This is a genomic window from Mesorhizobium sp. M7D.F.Ca.US.005.01.1.1 (genome assembly GCF_003952545.1).
Classification (GTDB): Bacteria; Pseudomonadota; Alphaproteobacteria; order Rhizobiales; family Rhizobiaceae; genus Mesorhizobium; species Mesorhizobium loti.
On record NZ_CP034453.1, the window covers coordinates 1480554 to 1507406 of the forward strand.

General features: G+C 64.4%; 23 protein-coding genes. 12 read left to right on the top strand and 11 right to left on the bottom strand.

All coding sequences use genetic code 11. The features are described 5' to 3' along the window. Nucleotides 1-45 precede the first annotated feature (45 nt). Together msuE and EJ076_RS07175 are read left to right on the top strand one after the other, a co-directional pair. Entirely contained in the window at nt 46-606 is a 561-nt protein-coding gene (gene msuE, locus EJ076_RS07170; RefSeq protein ID WP_126067412.1) for an FMN reductase, read from the top strand. A gap of 119 nt (nt 607-725) precedes the next feature. Then, complete coding sequence (locus tag EJ076_RS07175) at nt 726-1211, top strand: hypothetical protein (protein WP_126067413.1); 486 nt, start codon at nt 726-728, stop codon at nt 1209-1211. Nucleotides 1212-1222: 11 nt separating this feature from the next. Here the strand turns inward: EJ076_RS07175 and EJ076_RS07180 are convergent, their stop codons facing one another. The 6 genes from EJ076_RS07180 to EJ076_RS07205 all read right to left on the bottom strand — a co-directional run bounded on the left by EJ076_RS07180 (nt 1223) and on the right by EJ076_RS07205 (nt 9554). Then, nucleotides 1223-1762 carry a hypothetical protein gene (locus tag EJ076_RS07180; protein ID WP_126067414.1) on the bottom strand — a complete coding sequence of 180 codons (540 nt, stop codon included), beginning with the start codon at nt 1760-1762 and terminating at the stop codon, nt 1223-1225. Then, complete coding sequence (locus EJ076_RS07185) at nt 1755-4631, bottom strand: sarcosine oxidase subunit alpha family protein (protein ID WP_126067415.1); 2877 nt, start codon at nt 4629-4631, stop codon at nt 1755-1757. The genes EJ076_RS07180 and EJ076_RS07185 overlap by 8 nt, the downstream gene beginning before the upstream one ends. Continuing rightward, complete coding sequence (locus EJ076_RS07190) at nt 4628-4894, bottom strand: sarcosine oxidase subunit delta (RefSeq protein ID WP_126067416.1); 267 nt, start codon at nt 4892-4894, stop codon at nt 4628-4630. The genes EJ076_RS07185 and EJ076_RS07190 overlap by 4 nt, the downstream gene beginning before the upstream one ends. 71 nt (nt 4895-4965) lie before the next feature. Continuing rightward, complete coding sequence (locus EJ076_RS07195) at nt 4966-6219, bottom strand: sarcosine oxidase subunit beta (RefSeq protein WP_126067417.1); 1254 nt, start codon at nt 6217-6219, stop codon at nt 4966-4968. A gap of 82 nt (nt 6220-6301) precedes the next feature. Then, entirely contained in the window at nt 6302-8713 is a 2412-nt protein-coding gene (locus EJ076_RS07200) for an FAD-dependent oxidoreductase (RefSeq protein WP_126067418.1), read from the bottom strand. Between the two features lie 181 nt (nt 8714-8894). Further along, the gene (locus tag EJ076_RS07205) at nt 8895-9554 is read right to left on the bottom strand and encodes a TetR/AcrR family transcriptional regulator (protein ID WP_164548563.1); all 660 of its coding nucleotides are present in this window, start codon (nt 9552-9554) and stop codon (nt 8895-8897) included. 270 nt (nt 9555-9824) lie between these two features. Between EJ076_RS07205 and EJ076_RS07210 the strand changes: the two genes are divergently transcribed. The 4 genes from EJ076_RS07210 (at nt 9825) to EJ076_RS07225 (ending at nt 13685) form a co-directional block, all read left to right on the top strand. After that, nucleotides 9825-11264, top strand: coding sequence for an aldehyde dehydrogenase family protein (locus tag EJ076_RS07210; RefSeq protein WP_126067420.1), 1440 nt, complete (start codon nt 9825-9827; stop codon nt 11262-11264). A gap of 55 nt (nt 11265-11319) precedes the next feature. Continuing rightward, entirely contained in the window at nt 11320-11895 is a 576-nt protein-coding gene (locus EJ076_RS07215) for a DUF1349 domain-containing protein (protein ID WP_126067421.1), read from the top strand. Between the two features lie 196 nt (nt 11896-12091). Continuing rightward, entirely contained in the window at nt 12092-12988 is an 897-nt protein-coding gene (locus tag EJ076_RS07220) for a dihydrodipicolinate synthase family protein (protein ID WP_126067422.1), read from the top strand. 13 nt (nt 12989-13001) lie between these two features. Then, entirely contained in the window at nt 13002-13685 is a 684-nt protein-coding gene (locus EJ076_RS07225; RefSeq protein ID WP_126067423.1) for a GntR family transcriptional regulator, read from the top strand. A 95-nt stretch (nt 13686-13780) separates the two neighbouring features. Here the strand turns inward: EJ076_RS07225 and EJ076_RS07230 are convergent, their stop codons facing one another. From EJ076_RS07230 to EJ076_RS07250, 5 genes are all read right to left on the bottom strand, one after another. Further along, nucleotides 13781-15001 (bottom strand): glycosyltransferase family 4 protein, encoded by a 1221-nt coding sequence (locus EJ076_RS07230; protein WP_126067424.1) that lies wholly within the window; start codon nt 14999-15001, stop codon nt 13781-13783. 208 nt (nt 15002-15209) lie between these two features. Beyond that, complete coding sequence (locus EJ076_RS07235) at nt 15210-16739, bottom strand: mercuric reductase (RefSeq protein ID WP_126067425.1); 1530 nt, start codon at nt 16737-16739, stop codon at nt 15210-15212. Next, on the bottom strand, nt 16729-18060 hold the full coding sequence (locus EJ076_RS07240) for a glucoamylase family protein (RefSeq protein ID WP_126070981.1): 1332 nt from the start codon (nt 18058-18060) through the stop codon (nt 16729-16731). The genes EJ076_RS07235 and EJ076_RS07240 overlap by 11 nt, the downstream gene beginning before the upstream one ends. Nucleotides 18061-18205: 145 nt before the next feature. Beyond that, nucleotides 18206-18958, bottom strand: coding sequence for an SDR family NAD(P)-dependent oxidoreductase (locus EJ076_RS07245; RefSeq protein WP_126067426.1), 753 nt, complete (start codon nt 18956-18958; stop codon nt 18206-18208). A gap of 140 nt (nt 18959-19098) precedes the next feature. Further along, nucleotides 19099-19908 carry an IclR family transcriptional regulator gene (locus EJ076_RS07250; RefSeq protein ID WP_109666713.1) on the bottom strand — a complete coding sequence of 270 codons (810 nt, stop codon included), beginning with the start codon at nt 19906-19908 and terminating at the stop codon, nt 19099-19101. 195 nt (nt 19909-20103) lie between these two features. Between EJ076_RS07250 and EJ076_RS07255 the strand changes: the two genes are divergently transcribed. From EJ076_RS07255 to EJ076_RS07280, 6 genes are read left to right on the top strand one after another with little or no spacing between them, the layout of a single operon-like run. Further along, nucleotides 20104-21117: an ABC transporter permease gene (locus EJ076_RS07255; RefSeq protein ID WP_109665892.1), complete on the top strand. Its 1014-nt coding sequence runs from the start codon at nt 20104-20106 to the stop codon at nt 21115-21117. After that, entirely contained in the window at nt 21117-21959 is an 843-nt protein-coding gene (locus EJ076_RS07260; protein ID WP_109665894.1) for an ABC transporter permease, read from the top strand. The genes EJ076_RS07255 and EJ076_RS07260 overlap by 1 nt, the downstream gene beginning before the upstream one ends. Before the next feature lie 3 nt (nt 21960-21962). After that, nucleotides 21963-23039, top strand: a complete 1077-nt coding sequence (locus EJ076_RS07265; RefSeq protein WP_126067427.1) for an ABC transporter ATP-binding protein — start codon at nt 21963-21965, stop codon at nt 23037-23039. Continuing rightward, on the top strand, nt 23036-24067 hold the full coding sequence (locus EJ076_RS07270; protein ID WP_109665898.1) for an oligopeptide/dipeptide ABC transporter ATP-binding protein: 1032 nt from the start codon (nt 23036-23038) through the stop codon (nt 24065-24067). Before EJ076_RS07265 ends, EJ076_RS07270 begins: the two co-directional genes overlap by 4 nt. Before the next feature lie 35 nt (nt 24068-24102). After that, nucleotides 24103-25374, top strand: coding sequence for a CaiB/BaiF CoA-transferase family protein (locus tag EJ076_RS07275; protein WP_126067428.1), 1272 nt, complete (start codon nt 24103-24105; stop codon nt 25372-25374). Nucleotides 25375-25391: 17 nt separating this feature from the next. Beyond that, nucleotides 25392-26828 carry an NAD-dependent succinate-semialdehyde dehydrogenase gene (locus tag EJ076_RS07280; protein WP_126067429.1) on the top strand — a complete coding sequence of 479 codons (1437 nt, stop codon included), beginning with the start codon at nt 25392-25394 and terminating at the stop codon, nt 26826-26828. Nucleotides 26829-26853: the final 25 nt, after the last annotated feature.

Genomic DNA, 26853 nt, shown 5'->3' on the forward strand with positions numbered 1-26853 from the left:
CGGCCCGCCACGTCAAACCTTCGACCATCCAAGAGGCCCACTGCCATGTCAAACCCAACAGTCGTCGGCTTTTCCGGCAACATCACCCGGCCGTCAAAGACGCGCGCCTTCGTCGATCTGGTCACCAGGGACATCGCCGCCAGCCACGGCCTGTCTGCGAGCACCTATGATATCGAGGATCTCGGTCCGTCGCTGGGAACGGCGAGATGGGCCCGCGATCTCGACGGCCAGGCGCGCGCGATCCTGGAACAAATCCTCGCCGCCGACGTGCTCGTCGTGGGGTCGCCGACCTACAAGGGCAGCTATACCGGCCTGTTCAAGCACTTCTTCGACCTGATCGATCCGGCGGCATTGCGGGGAAAGCCCGTCGTGCTGACGGCGACCGGCGGTGGCGAGCGTCATGCCCTGATCGTCGAACATCAGCTGCGGCCGCTGTTCGGCTTCTTCGAGGCTTTTGCGTTGCCGACCGCCGTCTACGCCACCGACAAGGATTTCACCGACGGCGTGCTGCGCTCCGAGGCGATCCTGAAGCGTGCGGCGCAGGCGGTCGACGAGGTCGGCTTCGTGCTGGCCAATCGCTCGGCAGGCAGGATCGCCGCCGAATAGCTTGCCGTCGCCAGATCGTGCCGTGTTCGAAATAGGCGAGGGCAGCGCCCTCGCTTACGCGCAATTTACGACCGCCCGCTAAAAACGTTCCTGTCTGATTCGTCTGGGACAGGAACGTCATGAGCAAAGCCCTCACCTCCTTCGCACTGGTCGCCGTGCTGACCGCCTTGCTCATGGCGTTGAGCCTGGCTGTGGCCAGGCACGGCTATCCCTATGGCGCGATCGGCGTCAGGCGCCTTGACGGCATTGCCGACGCCGGCGTGTTCATCCCGATTGCCGCCGTCTATTTCTTCAGCGCGATGCTGATGATGATCCTGCCGATCAGGGCGGCAGGCATCGTCCTGACCCATGCCGCCGACGCGATCTTCTGGACGGTGATTGCGCTGTTCGCGGCAATCGTCGGCTGTCTCGCCGCCAGATGGGCTTTTGGCCAGGGCAGCGCCGTGTGGGCATTGCTGAACTGGCGGTTCCTGTTTGCGGCGGCGATCGTCGGTTGCCACTTCGTCATGAACGAACTACGCCGCAACGTGCTGCTGCGCAGCCTGTTCTTCGTGGTGTTCGCCGCCGCGACACTGGCCTGCTTGTTCTGGTCGTTCACGCTCTGACGGGTCGCCAGCTAATCGGCTGATCCGGCGGCGATGTTGCCGGCTGCCGTTTCCATCCATGTCCAGAGATAGGCTGCAAGACCGCGATCGACATGGATGCGCAGCCTGTCTTCATGGCGATAGACGATGGCGCTGATGCCGGCGAAAGACAGAGCTGCACTGGCGCTTGGCTTCGCGGGATCGAGTGTCGTCCCCCGTGCGATGAAGGCGTCGAGTGCTGTGCCCTCGACCTCGAACACTTGCAGCCCGGCACTGATCGCCGTCACCGCGAACCCTTCTGCGTGCCAGCCTGTGGCGATGGCGAGCGGGTTGTTGGAGACGACAAGCAGCCGATCGCGCGCCAGCCGCGCCGCATAGCGGTCGCCCTGTGCCGCACCAAAGGCACCCACGCCAGTCCCGTCGACCCCGGAAGCCCGCGCCCACGCGTCGAGATCGCCGCTGACCAGCAACTGGTCGAGGCCGGAGATTGCCCGCACCGCGAGGCCAGGCGTGCTGATGACCGCACCCTGCCAGTCCGGTGCAACGGACCATTTTTCCGCGAGATCACGCATGCAGCCGGTCTCCTGCCGGGTCGAAGGCGCAAGGGGTGGCAATCGTCGCCTTGCTGATCTTACCGAGATGCTGGATGTCGATCGTCTCGCCATGGCGCGTCGCGCCACGCTCGATCATGCCAAGCGCAACCGGGCGGCCAAGCGTGGGGCTCTGGTAGCTCGAGGTGACAAAGCCCTGGCTGCGCAACCTGCCGTCGCTCCGTTTGATGCCGTGCGCGCCGGTCGGCAGCGGCGCTTCGCCTTGCGGCACCGTAAGCCCGACAAACTGCATGCGGTTTCCGCGCGAGGCCTCTTCGGTGAACAGCGAGCGGCGGCCGACGAACTCGGTCTGGCGTTTGGCGCGCGGGCCGTTGACGCCCAGATCGTGCGGCAGCGTGGTGCCGTCAGTGTCCTTGCCGATGACGATAAAGCCTTTCTCGGCGCGCAGGATCATCAGCGCTTCGAGGCCGATGACGACGGCGTCGAACGCCTGGCCGGCCTGGCGCAGTCGCGCCCACAACGGCTCGGCGCGATCGGCCCGGATCGAAATTTCGTAGCTCCGGTCGCCGGTGAAGCTGACGCGGGCGATGCGGACTTCGTCGCCGGCATAGGTTCCATGACCGACCGCCATATGCGGCAGGTCGGCATCGTCGAGCGAGAGGCTGAGGTCCAGCGCTTCGAGCAGTTTTCGGGCGTTTGGCCCCGAGACGGTCAGCGTCGCCATGTCCGATGTGGCGTTGTGGATGTAGACGGCGCCGCGGCCAAAACGGTCCTGGCGCCATTCCTCCAGCCGCGCATGCACGGCAGCGACATGCGAGGAAGAGCACGACACGATGAAGCGATGCTCGTCCAGCCGCACCAGCACGCCGTCGTCGAAGACCACGCCGTTCTCCGACAGCATGAAGCCGTAGCGGCAGCGGCCCGGTTTCAGCGTCGACATGGTGTTGTAGTAGAGGAAATCGACAAACGCCGCCGCCTGCGGTCCGATCACCTCGATCTTGCCGAGCGTCGAACCATCGAACAGCGCCACGGATTGACGGGCGCGCCGCGCCTCGTCCGCGATCGAACGCTCCGCGTCCGCGCTGCCGCCATAGTGGGCCGGGCGCAGCCAGCCGCCATATTCCTGGAAGACGGCGCCGCTGGCGCGGTGGACGTTTTCGAGCGGCAACCGCCGCACAGGCGCCATCAATTCGCCGACGCGCGCGCCGGCAAAGCTTGCCAGCGGCACCGGCGTGAACGGCGGCCGATACGTGGTGGTGCCGACCTCCGGCACCGTGCGGCCGGTGATCCCGGCCATCAGCGCCAGGCCGGGCAGGTTGGAGGTCTTGCCCTGGTCGGTCGCCATGCCGAGCGTGGTGTAGCGCTTCAGATGTTCGACCGAGACGAAGTTTTCGCGCGCCGCAAGCTCGACGTCCTTCACCGTCACGTCGTTCTGGTAGTCGATCCAGATGCGTCCTTTCGAGCCCGGCATCGGCCATGCCGCCAGAATGCCGCCCGTCGCCTCCGGCCCGGTGCTGCGTGGTGTTGCCGCGTTCCCCTGGCCGGCGAATGCCTTTCCCACGCCAGCAAACACATCCGACAAGGAGACCGCACCGGCTGCCGCACCTGCCACGGCGATGCCGTCGACCGGATCGCCCGGCAGGAAGGCCGCGCGCGCCTCGCTCCAGGCGAGCTTGCCTTTGGCCTGGCCAAAGAGATGAATGGTCGGCGTCCAGCCGCCCGAGATCAGCACGCAATCGGCATCGAACCTGGTGCCGTCGTCGAGCGTCACACCGTCGACGCGCTGTCTGCCGCTGGCGGAGGCGAGGGCCCGGCTTTTGACCAGCCGCACATTGGCCGGTGCGGCGGGCGTGCCGTCGTGCCTGATGTCGACAAGCGTGACTTCGGCGCCAGCCTCGGCAAGCGCCTCCGCCACCTCATAGGCACTGTCATTGTTGGTGGCGACGACGATGCGGCGACCGACAAGCACAGCGTGGCGCCGGAGATAGGCGAGCGCCGCATCCGCCGATAGGATGCCCGGCAGGTCGTTGTTGGCGAAGGGCAACGGCCGCTCGATGGCGCCGGTCGCCAGCACGATCCGGCGCGGCCTGACCCGCCACAGCGTATCCGGCCGGCCGTCGAAATGGCGCTGGTTCAGACCGACCAGATTGTGGTCGTAGATGCCGAAGGCGGTGGTCGAAGGCAGGATCATCTGGCCGGCCGAGCCAAGTGCTGCAACCGTCTCCGCAATCCAGGCGGCCGCCGGTTTGTCGTCGATCTCACCGGCACGATGGCCAAGCGATCCGCCGGGGCTCTGCTGGTCGTCGACCAGTGTGACGGTCAGACCAGCACCAGACGCCAGTCTTGCCGCCGCCAGCCCTGCCGGCCCCGCGCCCACCACCAGCACGTCGCAATGATGGTTGATCTGGTCGGCCGTGCCCGGCGAGGTCCAGTCCGCATCGACCTTGCCCAGCCCCGCCATGGCGCGGATGCGCGGTTCGAACCTGTGCCAGTCCGGCCACATGAAGGTCTTGTAGTAGAAGGCCGCCGGGATGAAGCGCGAAAAGCGGTCGAGAAAGGCGTTGCGGTCGGTCAGCGCATTGGGCGTGGCGTTGACGCTTTTCGCCACCAGCCCGTCGCGCGCCGGCTCGGTCGTGGCGCGCGTGTTGGGCGTCGCCCGCGGGCCGCCAATATCGACCAGCGCGTTCGGTTCTTCCACGCCTGCGCCCCAGATGCCGCGCGGCCGATGGTACTTGAAGCTGCGGCCGACGACCGCGACGTCACCCGCCAGCAGTGCCGAGGCGATGGTGTCACCGGCAAAGCCGTGCACGGTGGCGCCGTCGAAGCTGAAACGGATCGGGCGCGACCGGTCGATGGCGCTGCCGCCGGTGGCAAGACGCGAGGCGGTCACGCCGCGTGCTCCCCGTCGAGAGCGGCCGAGGACAGCACCTTGTGGCTGACAGTGTCACGCTCCATGACGAAGAACTCGCCGCAGTTCATGTGGACCCAGATTTCGCGCGCCGTGCCTTTCGGGTTGCCGCGCAGATAGAGATAGTTTGCCCAGCGCTCGATCGGCACGTCGGCACCGTCCGGCCGCGCATTACCGGCATCGCCGCCATAGTGGAATTCGGTTTCGTCGCGCGGGCCGCAGAATGGGCAAGGAAAGAGCTGCATGGCAAACCTCAATCTTCGTCTTTATGCATGTCGTTCTCCCAAAACCGCTGCGCACTTTTGGGCGACATGCATCAGTGCGCGATGCCGGAGCCGGCCGCTTCGTCGATCAGCCGCCCGCTGGCGAAGCGATCGAGATCGAAGGGGCGGCTGATGTCGTTGTGCTTGCCTGACGCCAGCAATTGCGCCAGCAGCGTGCCGCCGGCGGGAATGGCCTTGAAGCCGCCCGTGCCCCAGCCGCAATTGAGGAACAGGCCGGGCAGCGGCGATTCGCCGATGATCGGCGAGGAATCCGGCACGACATCGACAATGCCGGCCCACTGCCGCATCAGCTTCAACTGGCCAAAGATCGGGAACATCTCCAGCAGGCCGGCAATCACCGCCTCCAGTGTCGGCAGGTTGCCGCGCTGCGCATAGGAGGGAATGCGGTCGAGGCCGCCGCCGATGACGATCTCGCCCTTGTCCGACTGGCTGACATAGACGCCGCAGCCGGGCGACAGCACCACCGTGTCGAGGATCGGCTTGACCGGCTCGGAAACGCAGGCTTGCAGCGCGTAGGAATTGATAGGCAGCCGAAAACCGGCCTTGGCCGCCAGCACCGAGGAATGCCCGGCCACCGCCATGCCGATGCGGTCGGCACGGATCGCGCCACGCGTCGTCTGGACGCCGCGGCAGCGGCCGCCCTCGATGATGAAATCGGTGATCTCGCAGTTCTGGATGATGTCGACGCCGAGCCGGCTTGCGGCCCGCGCATAGCCCCAGGCGACCGCGTCATGGCGCGCCGTTCCGGCCCTGCCTTGCCAGATACCGCCGAACACCGGGAAGCGTGCGTCCGGCGAAAAATTGTAGATCGGCGCCACCCGGCGCACATCGTCAGGTGAAAACAGCTCGGCATCGATGCCGTTGATCTGCATGGCGTTGACGGTGCGCGCGCCTATCTCCATCTCGGCGGTCGAGTGGCACAGATTGACCATGCCGCGCTGCGACAGCATGACATTGTAGTTCAAATCCTTGCCCAGCCCCTCATAGAGCCGGTGTGCCAGCCCGTAGAGTTCGACGCTTTCGGGATAATAATAGTTGGAGCGCACCACGGTGGTGTTGCGGCCGGTGTTGCCGCCGCCGATCCAGCCCTTTTCCAGCACGGCTACCCTGGCGATGTTGTGATTCTTGGCCAGGTAATAGGCGGTCGCCAGTCCATGGCCGCCGCCGCCAATGACGATCGCGTCATAGGACGGCTTCGGTTCTGGCGAGCGCCAGGCCGGCTGCCAGCCGGTCTGGCCGGCCAGGCCCTCCTTGAACAGCGACAGAGCGGAATAGCGTCTGGTCATGGCGTGCCGGACAGGCCTGATTTCGAGGGAGAAGCGTGGATCATCGCATGGTCTTTTACAGGGATGGCGCCGGTTCGATCGGTCATGCCCGCATCGCCTTGCCCAATGGATCGTATGGCGACGAAGCGATGACGCGCGCACCTCTTTCGACGCCGACGATGTGGGTTGTCAACTCAGTATCGATACCGGCCGCATCGCGATCGACCAGCGCCATGGCGAGGCTCTTGCCGACCGTGTGGCCGTAGCCGCCCGAGGTGACGAAGCCGGCAAGTCTGCCCTTGTTCCAGATAGGCTCGTAGCCGCTAGCATCGGCATCAGCCGCGTCGATTTCGAGTGTCACCAGCGTGCGCCTCGATGAAGCCGTCTGCTCGTTCAGGGCCGCCTCGCGTCCGATGAAATCGCCCTTGTCGAAGGCGACCCAGCGGTCCATGCCGGTCTCATCAGGCGTATAGTCCTGCGTGAACTCGCGCGACCAGATGCCAAAACTCTTTTCGAGCCGCAACGAATTGACGGCGCCGAAGCCATATTCGGTGACGCCCAGATCCTTGCCTGCCGCCAGCAGCGCGCGGCGCAGGCCCGCATGCTCATTGGCCTGGCAATGGATCTCGTAGCCGAGTTCGCCGATGACCGACAGCCGCCCGACCTTGGCCCGCACCAGCCCGACATCCAGCGTCTTGCAGGCGAGGAAGCCGAAGGCCTCGTGCGAGACATCCTGGTGTGTCAGCCGCTCGAGCAGCCGCCGCGCGTTGGGGCCGGCGAGCGAGAAGCCGACGACCGTGTCCGAGATGTCGCGGACGGTGACGCCGTCGCCCATATGCTGTTCGAACCAGCGCATATGCCACTGGCGCAGATAGTAGGACCCCATGATCCACCAGGAGCCATCGCCCCAGTTGAAGACGGTGAGGTCGCCCTTGAGCTTGCCGTTTTCGCCCAGCATTGGCGCGAGTTTGGCGCGGCCCGGCTTGGGCAGCGAACAGGCGAGCAGCCGGTCGAGCCAGGCTTGCGCCTGCGGCCCGGCGATCTCGTAGCGCGAGAAGGCTGATATATCGAGCAGGCCGACGCCTTCGCGCACCTTGCGGCACTCCTGCGCGACGATGTCGAAGGCGTTGGAGCGCTTCAGCGTCGGTGTCTCGACGAAGCCTTGCGGCGCGAAATAGAGAGGCACTTCCATGCCCCAGGAATTGCCCCAGCGCGCGCCGGCGGCGTCCATGGCGTCATGCGCGCCGGCCGTATTCAAGGGCCGTCCCGCCGGCAATTGCTCATTGGGATAGCTCATGACGAAGCGGCGCGAATAGAATTGCCCGGTGGTCTGCCTGATGTATTCGCGGTTGGAGGCGAAGTCGCCGTAGCGGGCGATGTCCATGCCGTAGACATCGGCTTCCGGCTCGCCATGGATCATCCATTCGGCCAGCGACTTGCCGACGCCGCCGCCTTGCAGGAAGCCGGCCATGACGCCGCACGCCACCCAGTAATTGGGCACGCCGCGCACCGGACCAACCAGCGGATTGCCGTCCGGCGAGAAGGTGAAGGCGCCGTTCACCCAGCGCTTGATGCCGGCATTCTCCAGGCAAGGGTAACGGCTGAAGCCGAGCGCCAGCTCGTCGGCGATGCGGTCGGTGTCTTCCTGGATCAGTTCGATGCCGTAGTCCCACGGCGCGCCATCCATGTTCCAGTGCTTGTGGTTGATCTCGTAGATGCCGAGCAACAGGCCCTTCTGCTCCTGGCGCATATAGGTGAAGCCTTCGAGATCGACGATCAGCGGCAATTCCTTGTCCAGCGCCTGGATTTCGGGCAGCGCCTCGGTGACGAGGTAATGGTGCTCCATCGGCGACACCGGCAGGTCGATGCCGGCCATCCGGCCGACCTGCTTGGCCCACAGCCCGCCGGCATTGACGACGTGCTCGGCAATCACCGTGCCCTTCTCGGTGACCACGTCCCAGCAGCCGTCGGCGCGGCGGTTGAGTGCCAGCACGCGGTTGTGCTCGATGATTTCGGCGCCGCGCAGCCTGGCTGCTTTGGCATACGCATGCACGACGCCCGAGGGATCGATATGGCCTTCGCGCGCGGCATAGAGGCCGCCCAGCATGCCGTCGGTGTTCAGGATCGGACAGCGCTGCTTGATCTCGTCGACGCCGACCAGGTGGACATCGTCGATGCCCATGGTCTGGAAGATGCGGTAGGAGGCCTTGAGCCATTCCCAGCGCTCCGGCGCCGAGGCGACCGAGATGCCGCCGGTCATGTGCATGCCGATGCTCTGGCCCGATTCCTTCTCGACCTCGGAGAGCAGGTCGATCGTATAGGCTTGCAGCGCGGCGATGTTGGGATCGGCATTCAGCGCATGGAAGCCGCCGGCCGCATGCCAGCTGGATCCTGCGGTCAGCACCTCGCGTTCGATGAGCGCGACGTCGTTCCAGCCGAACTTCGCCAGGTGATAGAGCACCGAGGCTCCAACCACGCCGCCGCCGATGACGATCGCCCTATATTGGGATTTCATCCTGTCGCACTCCACCCAGTCAGTGCGGGGCAACCTAGTGGCGTTGTACATCAGTGTCTAGTGCTTTGCGTGACTCCGCACAGCGGTTGCGTTGTCGCTGTGGTCACGGTTGACAACGATGCGAGCGAGGACGCCTCTTGCGCATGCCGGTCGAGAGGCGGACATGCTGCTATCGGGATGGCTAGCGGCTGCGGGGAACGGTTTTCTCGACGTAGCGCGAGAAATCCTCGACGTCCTGGGGTGACGGCTCCTGGCCGGTAAAACTGCGCAGATACGAGGCAACTTGAGCCAGGCGGCTGCTCATCGGCTCGTTGAGTTCGAGCGAGTAATAGCCGATCTGCATGAAATAGAGCACGCGGGCCCGTACGAACGCATCCACCTCGTCATAGCCATGACGCATGAACATGTCGCGAATGGCGTTGACCCGCTCCTCGTCGGCCTCGTCGAGCGCGCGCCGGATGGCAGGCGACCTGCGAGCCCAGGCCCTGATTGCGAAATCCAGCTGCGGATCGAACAGCCTTTCGTCCACCCAGCATTCGAAAATGCTCATCACCCCGCGGATGACGGTAGCGGAAGGCCGCCTGGCGCGTTCGACGATGAATTTGGTGTTGGTCTGCCGCCAGTAGTCGAGCAACTGGTCGAGCAGATCCTGCCGGCTCTTGAAATACCAGTAGAAGCTGGAACGCGACACATCGAGCTTCTGGCCAAGCGTCAGCACGCGGACACGTTCGACGCCATCCGAGATCAACGTTTCAAGCGCAAGCTTCAGCCAGTCTTCGCGAGTGGCCTTGATGTTGCCGGTGGCGCCGGCGCGCTGGATCGTCGTTTCGAGAGCTGCCATCAAAACGACGCATGACACGCTGCCTCAGGCAAATCAAGGCCGTGTACACTAATGTACAGCGCAATTCGATCAACTCCAAATGGCGCGTCACGGATGTTAGCCGGATTGAGTCGACAGGGCGCTACGGCCATCGCGTCATCGGCGTGGCGCAGAGCCAGGGGATTTTTGTCGCGGGCCATTGGCTCAGTGTTTGCTTTCCCGCAAGGCAATTGTCTGGCAAATACCAGTTCAGACAGATGCCCGCGCGGCCAACCAGCAGGAACACACAACATGACGCTGTTTCGACAGAACCTCATCGATGGCGAATGGGTCGGCGAGGCCGGTTCGCGCAACATCAACCCCTCGGATACCGGTGACGTCGTCGGCGACTATGCCTCGGCGGGAGCCGAGCAGGCCAAACAGGCGATCGCGGCGGCCAAGGCGGCGTTCCCGGCATGGTCCCGTTCAGGTCCGCTGGCGCGTCACGCGGTGCTGAAAAAGGCCTCGGACGAGATCATGGCGCGCAAGGACGAGATCGGCCGCAATCTGGCGCGTGAGGAAGGCAAGACGCTGGCCGAGGGCATCGGCGAGACCATTCGCGCCGCCCAGATATTCGATTTCTTTGCCGGCGAAACATTGCGTTTGACCGGAGAGGTCGTACCGAGCGTGCGACCGGGCGTCGGCGTCGAGATGACGCGCGAGGCGGTCGGCGTGGTCGGCATCATCACGCCGTGGAATTTTCCGATCGCCATTCCGGCCTGGAAGATCGCCCCGGCGCTGACCCACGGCAACACCGTCGTCTTCAAGCCGGCCGAACTTGTTCCCGAGAGTGCCTGGACCATCGTCGACATCCTGCATCGCGCCGGCCTGCCGAAGGGCGTGCTCAATCTCGTCATGGGCAAGGGGTCGGTTGTCGGCCAGGCAATGCTCGACAGTCCCGATGTCAACGCCATCAGCTTCACCGGCTCGGTCGGCACCGGCAAGCGCGTCGCCGCGGCCAGCATCGAGCACATGCGCAAGTTCCAGCTTGAAATGGGCGGCAAGAACCCGCTGGTCGTGCTCGACGATGCCGACCTCGCGATCGCCGTCGATTGCGCGCTCAATGGCGCCTTCTTCTCGACCGGCCAGCGCTGCACCGCCTCGTCCAGGCTAATTGTGACGGAGGGCATTCACGACCGTTTCGTCGACGTCCTCAAGGACCGCATGGGCAAGCTGGTGATCGGTGATGCGCTCGACGCGCAGACCCAGATCGGCCCGGTCGTCGACGCGACGCAGCTGAAGCAGGACGAGGACTACATCGCCATCGGCGTCAGGGAAGGCGCTACGCTCGCCTTCGGCGGTGAGCGGCTCGATCGCAAGACGCCGGGCTTTTACTTGCAGCCGGCATTGCTGACTGAGGCCACCAACGCCATGCGCAGTTCGCGCGAGGAGATTTTCGGACCTGTGGCCAGCGTCATTCGCGTCAAGGACTATGACGAGGCGCTTTCCGTCGCCAACGACACGCCCTTCGGCTTGACCTCGGGCATCTGCACTTCGAGCCTCAAGCACGCCACCCACTTCAAGCGCAATTCGGAGGCCGGCATGGTGATGGTCAACCTGCCGACGGCGGGTGTCGATTTCCATGTCCCCTTCGGCGGCCGCAAGGGCTCGAGCTATGGCCCGCGCGAGCAGGGCCGCTACGCTGCGGAATTCTACACCACGGTGAAGACCGCCTATACGTTCGCTGGCTGATCGGCCGATCGGGCCGGCCACCCGCCACACACATCAAGATTGGAGCGGCGAAGGGATGACAGTGCAGAACCTGACCTGGCTCAACCCGCCGCCGCACCACGCCATCAACGGCGACAGCGTTCGTGTGCGCACCGGCAAGGAGACCGATTTCTGGCGCGAGACCTTTTACGGTTTCTGGCGCGACAACGGTCACTTCCTGCACCAGCCGGTCGAGGGCGATTTCACCGCCGAAGTCACCATCAAAGGCAACTACGAGGTGCTCTATGATCAGGCCGGGCTGATGGTCCGGCTCAGCGAAACGCATTGGATCAAGGCCGGTATCGAATACACCGACGGTCTCTCCTATTTCTCCGTCGTCGTCACCAACGACACGTCCGACTGGTCGCTGGTCGCCATCCCTCCCGACCCGAACGGCATCAGCATCCGCCTGACCCGTCATGCCGAGACAATCCGCGTCCAGTACCTCGATGCTTCCGACGGCCACTGGAAGCCTGTACGGCTAGCCTACTTTCCGATCTCCAAGACGGTCGATGTCGGCATGATGTGCTGTTCGCCGCAGCGCGAGGGTTTCGAGGTCACATTCTCCGGCTTCTCGGTGGGGCCGCCGATATCGCGGGAATTGCACGATTGAGGCGTGCGGTCTTGCGCCGAACCGCGAGCACTTCGACCTTTACGACAGTCACTGTTTGAAGACTTGCCACGCGCGCCGTCGGGTTGTCCGACCGCGCCGTGAATGGGGCGTGGCAATTGCCTTGGACCTTGCTCTTTGACATATTGTATGATTGGATCCAATCATACAATATCGACTTGAAGAGGAAGACCGAACGATGACGCATTGGCGAGGGGTGTTCCCGGCGGTTACGACCAAGCTGAACCAGGATGGTTCGATCGACATCGAGGCGACGCAAGCGAGCATTGATCGTCTGATCGCCAATGGCGTGTCGGGCATCATCGTCCTGCCGATGCTTGGCGAGAACGCATCACTGCAGCCGCAGGAGCGGGAAGCGGTCATCCGGGCCGCGAAGGACGTGGTGGCCAGACATGTCCCGCTTCTGTCCGGCCTTGCCGAGATTTCGACGGCCAACGCAACCGCAGCCGCGCGCAAGTATCAGGATTTCGGCGCCGAAGGCCTGATGGTGTTTCCGAGCCTTGGCTACAAGACCGACCCGCGCGAGACGGCTGAGTGGTACAAGGCGATCGCCAACGCCAGCGACCTGCCGATCATGATCTACAACAACCCGATCGCCTATGGCGTTGACGTCACCCCCGCCATCCTGAAGGTGCTGGCGGACTGCCCGACCATCGTTGCCGTGAAGGAAGAGACCGGCGATGTGCGCCGGGTCACCGACATGATCATCGAGCTCGGCGATCGCTTCGATATCTTCTGCGGCGTCGACGACCAGATCGTCGAGAGCATGGCGCTCGGCGCCACCGGCTGGGTGTCCGGCATGACCAATGCATGGCCGAAGCAATGCGTCCGCATCTTCAATTTGTGCGCGGCCGGCGATTTCGCCGGCGCGCGCGATCTCTACCGCATCATGACGCCGTCCTTTCACCTCGACACGCATGTCAAGCTGGTCCAGTACATCAAGATGGCCGAGCATCTCGTCTATGGCGCGCCGGAGTGGACCCGCGCGCCACGTCTGCCCCTGGTCGGCGAAGAGCGCGCGCGCGTCACCGCCGTCATCGAGGCGGCGATCGAAAAGCTCAGGCAGCAGGACTGAACACGGGACGCCCATGGCCACCACCGACAAGCCGCTGCTGCAGCGCCAGACCGTGACGGCAATGGTCGCCGAGTACATCGCCGCCAGGATCATCGGCGGCGATTACCCGGGCGGACATCAGATCCGCCAGGAAGCCATCGCCGCCGAGCTTGGCGTGAGCCGGATCCCGGTGCGCGAGGCGCTTCTGCAACTGGAGGCGGACGGCCTTGTCGTCATCAGGACGCATCGCGGCGCGGTCGTGTCGGAGTTGTCCGCTGACGATGCGATCGACCTTTTCGATGCGCGTCTGCTGCTTGAGCCTTTCCTGGTCGAAAAGGCGATCGGGCACGTGACGGATCAGGACATTGCGACCATCGAAAAATCGATGCGCGCCTATGAGGCTGCCATCGCCCGAGGTGATGATCCCAAGGACCTCAGCCGTCTCAACTGGGCATTCCACACCGCATTGCTCGAACCCTCGATGCGGCCGCGCTCGATGGCCGTCGTCCAGGCGCTCTACAACTCCGCCGACCGCTATTTGCGTCTGCAGATCGAGCCCGCCAAGGCACAAGCCAAGGCCCTGCAGGAGCACCGCGAGCTCTTCGAGGCCTATCGTCGGAAGGATATCGCCGAGACCGCGCGCTTGTTGAGGAAACACATCGCCGACGCGGCCGGCGAGATCGTCAGCCAGTTGCGGCGCAGCGAGACCGCCGCCTGACGATTATCCGCTAATATCGCGGCAACCCTGTTGCGGCAGGGCACATCGATGCGGAACGATACCGCTCTTCCATGTCTGGTGAAGGATCGTTGGAATCATGCGTCAGCCTCGTCCAGTCCCAGCCCACCGCGGACGGCCTTGCGGATGGCTTGCGGGCCGAACCTTGCCCATACCGCTTGATGCGCGTTGATGCGCTGCCGTGCCCTGCGGTCGGTGTCCAGGCAAAGTCCGACAGCCATGTCGGCCAGCCCTTCATCGGTGTCCGTCAGCAGCAGCTCCTCCCGGTCGACCAGATCCAGACCCTCGGCCGCCAGTGGTGTCGCAATCACGGGCACGCCCCAGGCCATCGCTTCCAGGATCTTGATGCGCGTGCCGCCGCCTGCCGCAAGCGGTATGACGCTGAGATGCGCCCTGGACAGGAGCGGCGCGACGCTCTTGGGGTTTTCGACGAGCTCCACACCTGGCAATCCGGCCAGCGCCCGCACGGCAGGTTTTGGGTTGCGTCCGGCGAGAACCAGTTTCGCACCCGGCAAGGCCTGTCGGATGCGCGGCAGTATGGAGCCGGCTAACCTCTCGACGGCATCGAGGTTTGGCGGATAGCCGAGATGGCCGATAAACAGGATCACCGGAAAGCTGTTGCCGGCCCCCGGCTCGGCGGGCAGCGTTTCGGGACTGTGCGCGGCGTGGGGAATTCCGTTTGGAACGACATCGATCGGCACCGTGTGCCGGGAAAGCACCATCAGCCTGTCACGATCCTGACCCGAGCAGACCCAGATCCTGTCGACAAGGGCGAGCGCCTTTCGCTCGAGGCGCCGGATGCCAAGGCCGGCGGTGATCGTCGCCACGGCAGGTCGCTTGGCATCGACGCGCCGCAACTGTCCCGCCAGGTCGGACTCGACATTGTGCATGTCGAGGATGAGCTGTTTCGTCAGCCCTCGCAAAGGTCGCAGCAGCTTGAACAGGCCGATACCCTCGACCAGCACGGTGTCGGGGCGGAAGTCCCGAACCAGTGTCTCCAGCCGCGTCAAGGCGGAGCGCGAAATGCGGTGCTCCGCCCTTATGCGCCACCACCCGATCGAGCCGGAGCGGGCTTCTCCTTCGATCGACAAGGCCTCGGTGCGGATCGACGGATCGGCTGCTTCCACGGCTTGCGGCCGCACCGACACCAGGCAGACCGGACCGAATTCCGCTGCCAATGCTGCGTTGCGATGATTTCTCAGGTCCGCGCCGGAGGTCGGCGGAAAGGCCGGATCGAAGGTCACGACAAGCGTGCGCCTTTCGGCATTCCGTGCCGGCAGGGCCACGTGCGAGCTCATGGTGTTCGAAGCGTGCACTCCGGGCTGTACGCCCGGAGCTGCACCAAAGACTGTATTCCAGACGGCATTCAAAACGGCCCCGCAGCCATAAAACCAGCTTCGACTTGTTTAGCTGAATGGCGCTTTCGTCAAGCGCCGTATCCTCTCTGAATGTCTGGCGCACTGGCCTGGCGACGGGCATGCTGGAATGCCTGCCGGTATGGCGCGGTCACCGCCTGGACCACGCCAGCCAGCGGCCCGCCAGATGCTTCCAAAATGCGGTGAGTCTTGTCTGCCGATAAGCGTCGCCGGCTTTCTTGATGCCTTGCGCCTGCGTCGGGAAGGGATGGATGACGTCGGCCAGCGCGTGCAATCCCATACCGCATTTGATGGCCAGCGACACCGCATTGATCATCTCGCCGGCATGGCTGGCAACGACCGTAGCACCCAGGATACGGTCGGATCCTTCCTTGACGTGGATTTTGACAAAACCCTCTTCCTCGCCGTCCATCACCGCACGGGCGACGTCGTGCATCAGCACCGTATAGGTCTTGACCGGGATGCCGTTCTGGCGCGCCTCCGCTGGATAGAGGCCGACATGGGCGATCTCCGGATCGGTGTAGGTGCACCACGGAATGACCAGTTCGCTCAGTTTGCTGCGTCCGAGAAACAGGGCATTGCGCACGACCATGCGGGCTGTTGCCTCCGCGGTATGGGTGAATTTGTAGTCGAGGCAGACATCGCCCGCCGCATAGATGCGCGGATTTGTGGTGCGGAGATAGTCGTCCACCTTGATGCCGTCGGCGTCATATGCCACCCCGGCGCTCTGCAGGTCGAGACCGTCGACATTGGGCGAACGGCCAATGCCGGTGATGATCTCGTCGACGGAAATCGTCATCATGTCGTCGTCGCGCACCAGGTCGGCGAGCTTCTTGCCGCCTCCTGTGCGCACCGCCACGACCTCGGTGTTGAGGCGAACCTCGACCCCTTCGCGCGCTAGCGCGTCCGAAAGGATCTGGGCGGCGTCGCGTTCCTCGCCGGGCAGGAACATCGGTTCTCGCTGCGCCAGAATGACTTTCGCACCCAGCAGGCAGAAGGCCTGCGCTGCCTCGCAACCGAGCGGTCCGCCGCCGATGACCAGAAGCCGCTTCGGGCACTCTGTGAGATCGAACATGGTTTCGTTGCTGAGATAGCCGGCTTCGGCAAGCCCCGGGATGGTCGGCAGCCTCGGGCGTGCGCCTGTCGCGATCAGCGCCTTCCTGAAATGCAGCGCCTTGCCCGCCACCGCGACCGTGTCCGGTCCGGAAAATCGCGCGTCGCCGAAAAAGACATCGATGCCTTTCGACGCGATGGTCGCGGCGGCATCGGCGCGGCTGATGCGCTGCCGGATCTGCCGCATCCGTCTCATTGCCCGCTGAAAATCGACGTGAAGACGGTCCGGCGTGTCACCGCCGAGATTCTCGGCATCGCGCATATCTGCATAGAGCCTGGCCGTGCGGATGATCGATTTCGACGGGATGCAGCCAACATTGATACAGGTCCCACCGATCAGGTTGCGTTCGATGAGCGCGACCTTTGCGCCGAGGCCGGCCGCTTCGTGGGCGGCAGTCAGCCCGGCCGGCCCGGCACCGATGACGACCAGATTGTAAGGACCGTCGGGCTGCGGGTTCTTCCAGTGCGGCGGATGGGCGCTCTTGATCAGGTTGATGTCGTTGCTGTCGACAGGAAAGGCGGTAGCCCTGGTATGGTCACGCGCCATCGCCGTCGTTCCTCGATAGCCATCCACCCGTGAAACCCGCTTTGCCCAGGCCGCGCCGGATGTGCTGGTTGGACCGCATCAGCTTCCAGATCAGCCCTGACCGATGGTTCTCGATCATCATCACCACGATGCCCTGATCCAGCCCGTAATGGCCTTCCGACACCCAGCCGTGCCGGCCGAACTTTCGCCGGTTCGCCAATGTCGGGTTGAAGCCGCTCGGCAGCCGGAAATTATCGATCACCTCGGGATAGCGATCCCCAAGATGGCGCAAGGCCGCCAGGCAGATGTCCGGCGCGAAAGGCAGCGACGCCGGATAGGACCATGGGGCGATTGTCCCGTCATCGGGCCCGAACGGCGCGCCGCGCGCGGCATAGCCGGAAAACCGGCGGCGCTGTCGCTCCACGCTGGTGCGAAAGCCGCCCGGCCCGTCGCCCGCCGAAAGTCCCCACAGATTCTCGTCGTAGCCGCCGTAGCCGTAAGGGTTGTGGCGCGCATAGTCGCGGTGCAGGTAGGTCGAGCGGCGGCTGTTTTCGAAATAGTCCGAGTTCTTCTCGCGCATGAAAGCGTCGCGGATGCCGGCAAAGTCGATCCACGCATGCGAGAACTGGTGCATGAACAGCGGACCGCCATACAGCACGTCGTAGCCGTAGATGTTTTCCCACTGGTAGGTCGCCGTCCAGCCCTCGTAGCTGTCGTCCGAGGTCGGACTGTCGGGCGAGGCCATCGACAGGACGTAGAGGATCGTCGCTTCGTTGTAGCCCTCCCAGCCATAGCGGAGAAAACCGCTCTTCGGCTTCCAGCCCTGCCGCAAGGTGGGCGTGCTTCCCTGCGCCCATCGCCAGTCGACGCGCCGGTAGAGCGCCTCGGCCAGTTCCCGGATTCTCGCTTCCTCCTCATCCTCGCCGGAGAAATAGGATGCCGCTACCAGCATGCCTGATATTAGCAATGCGGTATCCACCATGGACAGCTCACAACGCCAGACGCGCAGGCCGGTCCGCATGTCGAGGAAATGATAGTAAAAACCCTTGTGGCCGGTGACGTCGTCGCCATTGCCTTGCTGGCTGGTCGAGAAGAAACGCAGAGCTGCAAGCGTCAGCCTCACGGCCGCATCGCGCGTCATCCAGCCGCGCTCGACGCCGATCGGATAGCAGGACAGCGCAAAGCCGATTACAGCGATGCTGGCCGGCGAATTCGGCCGCGACGTATCGGCGACCAGTCCGTTTTCCGGGTTCACGTTCTCGAGGAAATAGTCGAAGGCGGCGCGCTGATAGCGGTCCAGAAGCTCGTCATCGGACAGTGCGGCAGGCTCGGCTCTAAGCAAAAGAAGCAAGCTCCCGCCTGACGGCTGCGTCCCGTGTCATGGTTTCCCGCTACCTTGTTGCGACTTGTCGATTCGAAGCCTGCAACTATACGCCCGTACGCGCCCGTTCGTTGCACCGTCACGCGGAATTGAGATTCGCTCTGCCTCAGTAGGTGGCGCGGCCGCCGGAAACGTCGAACACGGCGGCGGTCGTGAACGAACATTCCTCCGAGGCGATCCAGCAGATCAGCGCCGCCACCTCTTCGACCTCGCCAAAGCGCGCCATCGGTATCTTGGACAGCATGAAGTCGATGTGCTCCTGGCTCATCTGCTTGAAGATCGCGGTGCGCACTGCCGCCGGTGTGACGCAATTGACCGTCACCTTGGTCTTGGCCAGTTCCTTGCCGAGCGACTTGGTCAGGCCGATCACCGCGGCCTTCGAGGTGCTGTAGGCGGAGGCGTTGGGATTGCCCTCCTTGCCGGCGATCGAGGCGATGTTGACGATGCGGCCATAGTTGCGCTCGAGCATGTGCGGCACGAGCGCCTTGTTGCAGTAGAAGACGCCATTGATGTTGATGTCGATGACCTTCTGCCAATCCTCGACCCTATAATTCCAGGTCGTCATGTTGGGGCCGGTGATCGCCGCACTGGTGACCAGGATATCGACACCGCCAAGCGCTTCGATCGCCCGAGCGGCGGCATTTTCAACCCCTGCCGCATCGGCAACGTCCACCGCCACGCCGTGCAGTCCCGGAACGACGACTTTCGCCTGTTCGATCTGGGCGGGATCGCGATCCCAGACCGAAACCCGTCCGCCCTCTTCGACGATTCTCTGCGCCACTGCCAACCCGATGCCCGATGCGCCGCCGGTGATGACCGCCGCCCGATCGCTGAATCGTCCTGCAAAATTCATCGGCATCTAATTTCCCCCCGTCACCTGAACCCGATGGACGCTAACGACGCGCGACCGCTGTACCATCGGCGGCGACTGTGCGGGCACCACCAGGCAAGTTCAAGCCTGCATGCAGGCCGATCGTCTGGGCCAATTCCGTGCCGGGATCACACGGGATTTCCCTCGAGCTGGTCGTCCAGTGCTTTCACCATAGCCACCAGCGCCGGTCCGATCTCGGCATGCGCGCGGTCCTCGGTGATGATCTCGCCGATGCCGCCGCAGGTGATGGCAACCAGCGGCGAGCCGTCACGCGGGCGGAACGGCACGCCGACCGCATGGATGTAGCTGTGCCAGGCGCCGAACGAGGTCACGTAGCCCTGGCGTGCATACTGGGCGATCGCATCGTCGATCGCCGCCGCGATCATAGCTGCCTTGTCCGGCTCCGCCGCCTGCAAAGCCCGCACAAGGCTGGCGCGCTCCTCGGGTGAAAGGGCCGCCGCATAGGCCAGCCCCATCGATGTCTTCCAGATCGGCAGGTAGGAGCCTGGATTGAGCCGCAGCGTGACAAGGCTCTCCGACCGGCAATTGGCGAGATAGACCATGTTGAGGCTGTCGCGCGTGCCGAGCGCCACCGCCGCCCCCGTGAGGTCTGCCAGCGGCTGCATCAGCGGCCGGGCGATGTGAACGACGGCGCTCGAACTGAGCGCCGAATAGCCCAGCGCCACGGTGGCCGGTCCCAGGCTGTAGCGGCCGAGATCCTTGTCGTAGAGGAGGTAGCCGAGCGCGCTCAGCGTATAGGTGATGCGCGAAACCGTGGCCTTGGGCAGGCCGGTGCGGGCAATGATGTCCTGGTTGCCGAGCGAGGCGTCGCCCGGTCGGAAGGCGCGCAATATGCCGAGCCCGCGCACCAGCGACGACGAAAGCTGCGCGCCTTCGCCTTCAAGCTCCGTCTCGTCCCTGGTCGCTCGCTTGCGCACGCTGGGTCTTTCTGGCGTCGTCATCCGCCTGTCGGCCGGTGCCGCCGGCACGGTCTGTTGTATCTGGTCGAAAAATGAAATTAAATTCCATTTATATTGACAGGGGCTTTCGCGGGCTGTCAATATGCTTCCATCGATGGCATGTCCCAGCGCCTTGTGCCATCTTACGAAGCCCCTCCTTGTGAAGGTAGCCACGTGTCTCGCTATATTTTGCGCCGGCTTATCGCAATGCCGTTTCTGGTGCTCGGCATCGTCACCATCGCGTTCCTGATCACCACGGTGACCAAGGGCGATCCGCTGACCGCCATTGTTGCCGAACAGCAGATGAGCAACCCGGAAGTGGTGGCCGCCGCCAAAGCCCGTTGGGGTCTCGATCGCCCTTTGCCGGAACGCTATATGATATATCTTGGAAATTTGCTGAGCGGCGATCTTGGCACCTCATTCATCACCAAGCGCAATGTCGGCACCGACATTCTCTACCGTTTGCCGGCAACGCTCGAACTGGTTTTCGCCGCGATGATCTTCGGCACCACGCTCGGCATCGTGCTTGGCGTGCTGGCCGCATATTTCCGCAACAGCCTGATCGACCACGGCGCCCGGCTGTTCGCTTTGTTCGGCTCGTCGCTGCCGGTATTTTGGTCGGGGCTCGGCCTGTTGTTCATCTTCTCCGTCATGCTGAACTGGCTGCCGGGGCCGGGCAGGGTTGATGCCCGCCTGGCATTGCCGCCCGGCATCACCGGCTTCCTCACCATCGATTCCCTGCTGGCTGGCAATCTCACCGTGTTCAAGGACGCACTCTGGCACCTGCTTCTGCCGGCCTTCGTGCTCGGTTGGACGGTGTCGGGAACCATATCGCGGCTGGTGCGCGCCAACATGCTGGACGTGATGAGCCGCGAGTTCGTGCTCACCGCGCGCGCCAAGGGGGCGAGCGAATTCCGCGTCGTCATCGTGCATGCGCTGCGCAACACCATGGTGCCGACCTTGACCGTTATCGGCTATTCCTTCGCCTATCTGATCACCGGCGCGGTGCTGACCGAAACCATCTTTTCCTGGCCGGGCATGGGCTCTTATGCCGTCGAGGCGGCACGCGCGCTCGACTTTCCGGCAATCATCGGTGTCACCATCGTCGGCGGCCTCGCCTTCCTGGTCACCAACCTCATCACCGACATACTTTATGTCGTGGCCAATCCGCGCGTGAGATTGAGCTGATGTCGGCGGTCGCAACCAAATCCCGTTCCGCCGCTGTTCCCGAATGGCTGACCGCGCCTTTGGTCATCGGCACGGTCGTCATCCTGTTCTGGCTGTTCATGACCGCGTTCGCCAATCTGGTCGTTCAATTCGATCCGCTCGAAATGGTGGCGCGCCGGCTGCAGCCGCCGAGCTGGGCGCACTGGCTGGGCACCGACGCACTCGGCCGCGATGTCTTGAGCCGCACCTTGCACGGGGCGGCGCATTCGCTGCCGATCGCGGTTCTGGTCGTCGTCTCGGCCGTCGTCATCGGCTCGCTGCTCGGCGCCATCTCCGGCTTCGTCGGCGGCTTGACCGGTGCGGCGATCATGCGGCTTGTCGACGTGACCTTGTCGTTCCCGCCGATGCTTCTGGCCATGGCCGTCGCGGCGTCGCTTGGGCCGGGCCTCGGCAATGCGGCCATCGCCATGGTTCTGGTCTGGTGGCCGGTCTATGCCCGGCTGATGCGGGCGCAGGTGCTGGAGGTGAAGGAGCGCGAGCATGTCGAGGCGGCAATCGCCGCCGGCGCCAGGCCGCGGCGCGTGCTGTTCACGCACATATTGCCGCTTTGCTGGACCCCCGTGCTGATCAGCGCGACCATGGATCTCGGCCAGGTCGTGCTGCTTGCCGCGTCGCTCAGCTTCATCGGCCTCGGCGCCACGCCGCCGACGCCCGAATGGGGGTCGATGATCTCCGATGGCGCCGTCCATTTCTATCAATGGTGGATCGCCTTCGGTCCCGGCGTTGCCATCCTCACCATCGTGCTCGGCTTCAACTTCATCGGCGACGGCTTGCGCGACATTCTCGATCCAAGGTCGGACTAGGCGATGAGCGCACAGATATCTTCAGCGCCACCAGGCGCAGTCGACAAGACAGGCGAGCGCGAGCCGCTGCTGTCCATACGCGGCCTGCGGGTCGGCTTTCGGCGGGCGGGCAATCAGTTCGAGGCGGTGCGCGGCATCGACCTCAATGTCGCCAAGGGCGAAGTGGTCGGCATTGTCGGCGAATCCGGCTCGGGAAAGTCCGTCGGCATGCTCGCCGCGCTCGGTCTCACGTCAAAGAACGCGGTGGTCACCGGCTCGGTCCGCTTCAACGGCGACGAACTGGTTGGCAAACCGGCGCGCGAGATGCGCAAGATCAGGGGCGCGCGCATCGCCATGATTTTCCAGGACCCGCTGTCCTCGTTGAACCCGGTGATGACTGTCGGCGCCCAGATCGCCGAGGCGGTCAGGCTGCATCAGCGCGTGACGCGCAAGCAGGCCATGGCGCGTGCGGTGGAGCTGCTCCATCTGGTGGCGATCCCGCAGCCGGAGCGCCGGGTCAACCAGTATCCGCACGAATTCTCCGGCGGCATGCGCCAGCGCGCGGTCATCGCCATGGCCGTCGCCAACGATCCAGACCTGTTGATCGCCGACGAGCCGACCACGGCGCTCGATGTCACGGTGCAGGCGCAGATACTGTCGGTGCTGCGCTCGCTGCAGGAACGGCTCGGCCTCGGCCTGGTGCTGATCACCCATGATCTCGGCGTCGTCGCCGGTCATGCCGACCGCGTCGCGGTCGTCTATTCCGGCCGTGTCGTCGAACAGGCTAGCGTGTCCGAGCTGTTCGCCGACCCGCGCCACCCTTACACGCGGGGCCTCATCGCCTCGATCCCCAATCTCGAGGAAAGCCGCGAGCGGCTGTTCTCGATTGACGGCTCGCCGCCCGCACTTGGGCGCTTGCCGGGCGGCTGCGCCTTCCATCCGCGCTGCATCCATGCCGAGGCACGCTGTAGGATCGAGGATCCGCCGCTGCACGATATCGGCGGCCGGTTCTCGGCCTGCCATTTCGCGACGACCTTGCCGCCCTTCCACAGCGCCACGCTGGCGGCGGCAAGCCTGGACAAAGGAAGCGTGGCCCCATGAGCGCTGCAGAGCAACTCCAGGCAGAAACCAAACCGGCGCCCGCACTGTCGGTTCGCCATCTCGTCAAGGACTTTCCGGTTCGCGGCGGCCTCGTCTTCGACCGTGCCGTTGCCCATGTCCGTGCGGTCGCCGATGTTTCCTTTGACGTAGCACCCGGCGAAACGCTGGGCCTCGTCGGAGAATCCGGTTGCGGCAAGTCGACCCTAGGGCGCTGCCTGATGCGGCTGATCGAGCCGACCAGTGGCGAAAGCTGGTTCCGTGGCCAGAACCTGCTCGCGCTCAACCACGAAGACATGCGCCTGATGCGGCGCTACATCCAGCTGGTCTTCCAGGACCCCTATGGGTCGCTGCATCCGCGCATGCGCATTGCCGACAACATCGCCGAGCCGCTGCGCATGAGCGACATGTCGGCGGTCGACCGCCGCGCGCGCGTCGCCGAGCTGCTCGAACTGGTGCGGCTCAATCCCGATCACGGCAAGCGCTATCCGCACGAACTGTCCGGCGGTCAGCGTCAGCGCGTCGTCATCGCTCGCGCGCTTGCGCTGAACCCGCAAGTGGTGATCCTCGACGAGCCGGTTTCGGCCCTCGACGTTTCGGTACAGGCCGGCGTGCTCAACCTGCTCAAGGATATCCAGCAATCCTTCGGCACCTCCTATCTGTTCATCGCCCATGACCTCTCGGTCGTGCGCCACATCTCTCATCAGGTGGCGGTGATGTATCTCGGCAAGATCGTCGAGATCGCGCCCGCGGCTGAACTCTATTCAAGGGCGCTGCATCCCTATACCCAGGCGCTCTTGTCAGCCGTGCCGCTCGCCAATCCCGAGAAGGAGCGCAAGCGCGAGCGGATCGTGCTGACTGGCGATGTGCCGAGCCCGCTCAACCCGCCATCTGGCTGCCGCTTCCGCACGCGCTGCTTCAAGGCGCAGGCGATCTGCGCCGCCGTCGAACCGCCGCTCGATCCGGCTGGCGGTGCGCATCGCGTCGCCTGTCATTTTCCGGAGCCGGTCAACACTTTCAAGGCTGTCTGATTGGCCTGCCGAATTCACCCGAAGGAATTTTGATCGTGACTGAGGACCATTCCGAGAATGCCGGTACGGCAGGCCGCGCGCGCCTGCCGCTCGAAGGCATCAAGGTTCTCGATCTCTCGCGTGTGCTGGCCGGACCATGGGCGACGATGAGCCTGGCCGATCTCGGCGCCGAAGTCTGGAAGATCGAGAACATCGATGGCGGCGACGACACCAGGGCGTGGTCGGTGCCGAGCTACAAGGGTGTCTCCACCTATTATCTCTGCGCCAATCGCGGCAAGCAGAGCATTGCGCTCGACATGAAGAGCCCGGAAGGGCTGGCCATCGTGCGCGAACTGGCGGCGAAGGCCGACATCGTCGTCGAGAATTTTCGCTCCGGCACCGCCGATCGCCTCGGCGTCGGTTTCAAGGAACTCAGCGCCTCAAATCCGCGCCTGATCTACTGCTCGATCTCCGGCTACGGCCAGACCGGGCCCGATGCCGGACGGCCGGGCTACGATTTCGTCATGCAGGCCGAAAGCGGCCTGATGGCCATCACCGGTGAGAGCAATGGCGAGCCGATGCGCGTCGGCGTCGCCATCATCGATATCGTCTGTGGCATGGTCGCCACGCAGTCGATCCTGGCAGCGCTTTTCGAGCGGTCGACGACCGGCAAGGGCCAGTTCCTCGACCTGTCGCTGATCGACTGCGCGCTCAGCCTGCTGATCAATGTCGGCAGCGGTTACCTCAACACCGGCCGAGAGGTCGCCCGCTACGGCAATGCCCATCCGACGGTTGTTCCCTATCAGATATTCGAGGCCTCCGACGGTGGCTTCGCGCTGGCCGTCGGCAACGATCGGCAGTTCGCGGCGCTGTGCGAGCAGGTCGTGGACTTGCCACATCTGGCCGGGGATTCGCGCTTCATCAAGGCAGGCGCGCGTGCCACCAACCGCGAGGCGCTGATCCCGCAGCTGGCGGCCGCCTTCAGGACCAAAACGCGAGACCACTGGATGGCGGCTTGTGCCGCCGCCAGCGTGCCGGCCGGAACGGTAAAATCGATACCGGAAGTCTTTGACAGTCCCAATGTCCGCGAGCGCGGTCTCGTCCAGACTTTGCCGCATCCGCATCTTGGTTCCGTCGCCATGGTGCGACCGGCGCAGGGACTTGCCGCGCAACTGAACGCCGATTTCACCGCGCCGCCGATGCTGGGCCAGGACACGCAAGCCGTGCTGGCCGAAATCCTCGGCTACAGCGCCGAGACCATTGACCAGCTGATCGGCACCGGGGCCATCGGCGTCTATACGCCCTCGGCCGAGCCCGTTCCCGCCTGATCTTCACGGAGCCTGACATGTATAAGAACGTGCTGCTGCACATCGACGGCGCATGGCGCCCGGCCCGAGATGGCCGCACGATGGCGATCGTCAATCCGTCGACGGAAGCCGAACTCGGCTCGCTCGCTCATGCCGGTATCGACGATCTCGACGAGGCGCTGGCCGCTGCCGCAAAAGGGTTCGAGACCTGGCGGCGCGTCTCGCCCTTCGATCGCTCCAAGCTGATGCGCAAGGCCGCCAACATCTTGCGCGAGCGCAACGAGCACATCGCCACGCTGATGACGCTGGAACAGGGCAAGCCGATCGCCGAATCGCGCATGGAGGCCTTCGCCGCCGCCGACATCATCGACTGGTTCGCCGAGGAGGCGCGCCGTTCCTATGGCCGCATCGTGCCGGCGCGCCTTGAGGGCGTGAGCCAGTCGGTGGTCAAGGAACCCGTCGGCCCGGTCGCCGCCTTCACGCCATGGAATTTTCCACTCAACCAGGCGGTGCGCAAATTGTCTGCTGCACTCGCCGCCGGCTGCTCGATCATCATCAAGGGACCGGAAGAAACGCCGGCCTCGCCCGCTGAACTGGTGCGCACTTTCATCGATGCCGGCCTGCCCGATGGCGTCTTGAACCTCGTCTATGGCACGCCATCGGAAATCTCCGCCTATCTCATTCCGCATCCGGTGATCCGCAAGATTTCGTTTACGGGCTCGACGCCTGTCGGCAAGCAATTGGCGTCGCTTGCCGGCTTGCACATGAAGCGGGCGACGATGGAACTCGGCGGCCATGCGCCGGTCATCGTCCTGCCCGATGCCGATCTCGACCGCGCCGCGCGCTCGATGGTCGCATCCAAATTCCGCAACGCCGGCCAGATCTGCGTCGCGCCGACGCGCTTCCTCGTCGACCATGCGGTTTATGACGATTTCGTCGGCCGCTTCGCGGAGGCGACACGCCGGATCAAGGTCGGTGACGGTCTTGCCGAGGGAACCACGATGGGTCCGCTCGCCAACCCGCGCCGCGTCCAGGCGATGGAAGAGCTGGTCCACGACGCCATGCAGAAAGGCGCCGAACTCGTCACCGGCGGCAAGCGCATCGGCAATTCAGGCTATTTCTTCGAACCGACCATCCTGTCAAATGTCGGCACCGATGCCCGCGCCATGAACGAGGAGCCGTTCGGTCCGTTGGCACTGATGACCCCGGTCAGTGGCCTCGACGAAGCCCTGGCCGAGGCCAACCGGCTGAACTACGGCCTTGCCGCCTATGGCTTCACCCGCTCGGCCGCGAGCGCGGCAAAGATGTCGTCCGGCATCGCCAGCGGCATGGTGTCGATCAACCATTATGGCCTGGCGCTGCCGGAGGTGCCGTTCGGCGGCATCAACGATTCCGGCAACGGCACCGAAGGTGGCGCCGATGCGCTGGAGAGCTATCTCAACAGCAAGTTCGTCTCGCACCTGCAGGTCGACTGAGTAGGCCGCTGTCGGGCGACATGCA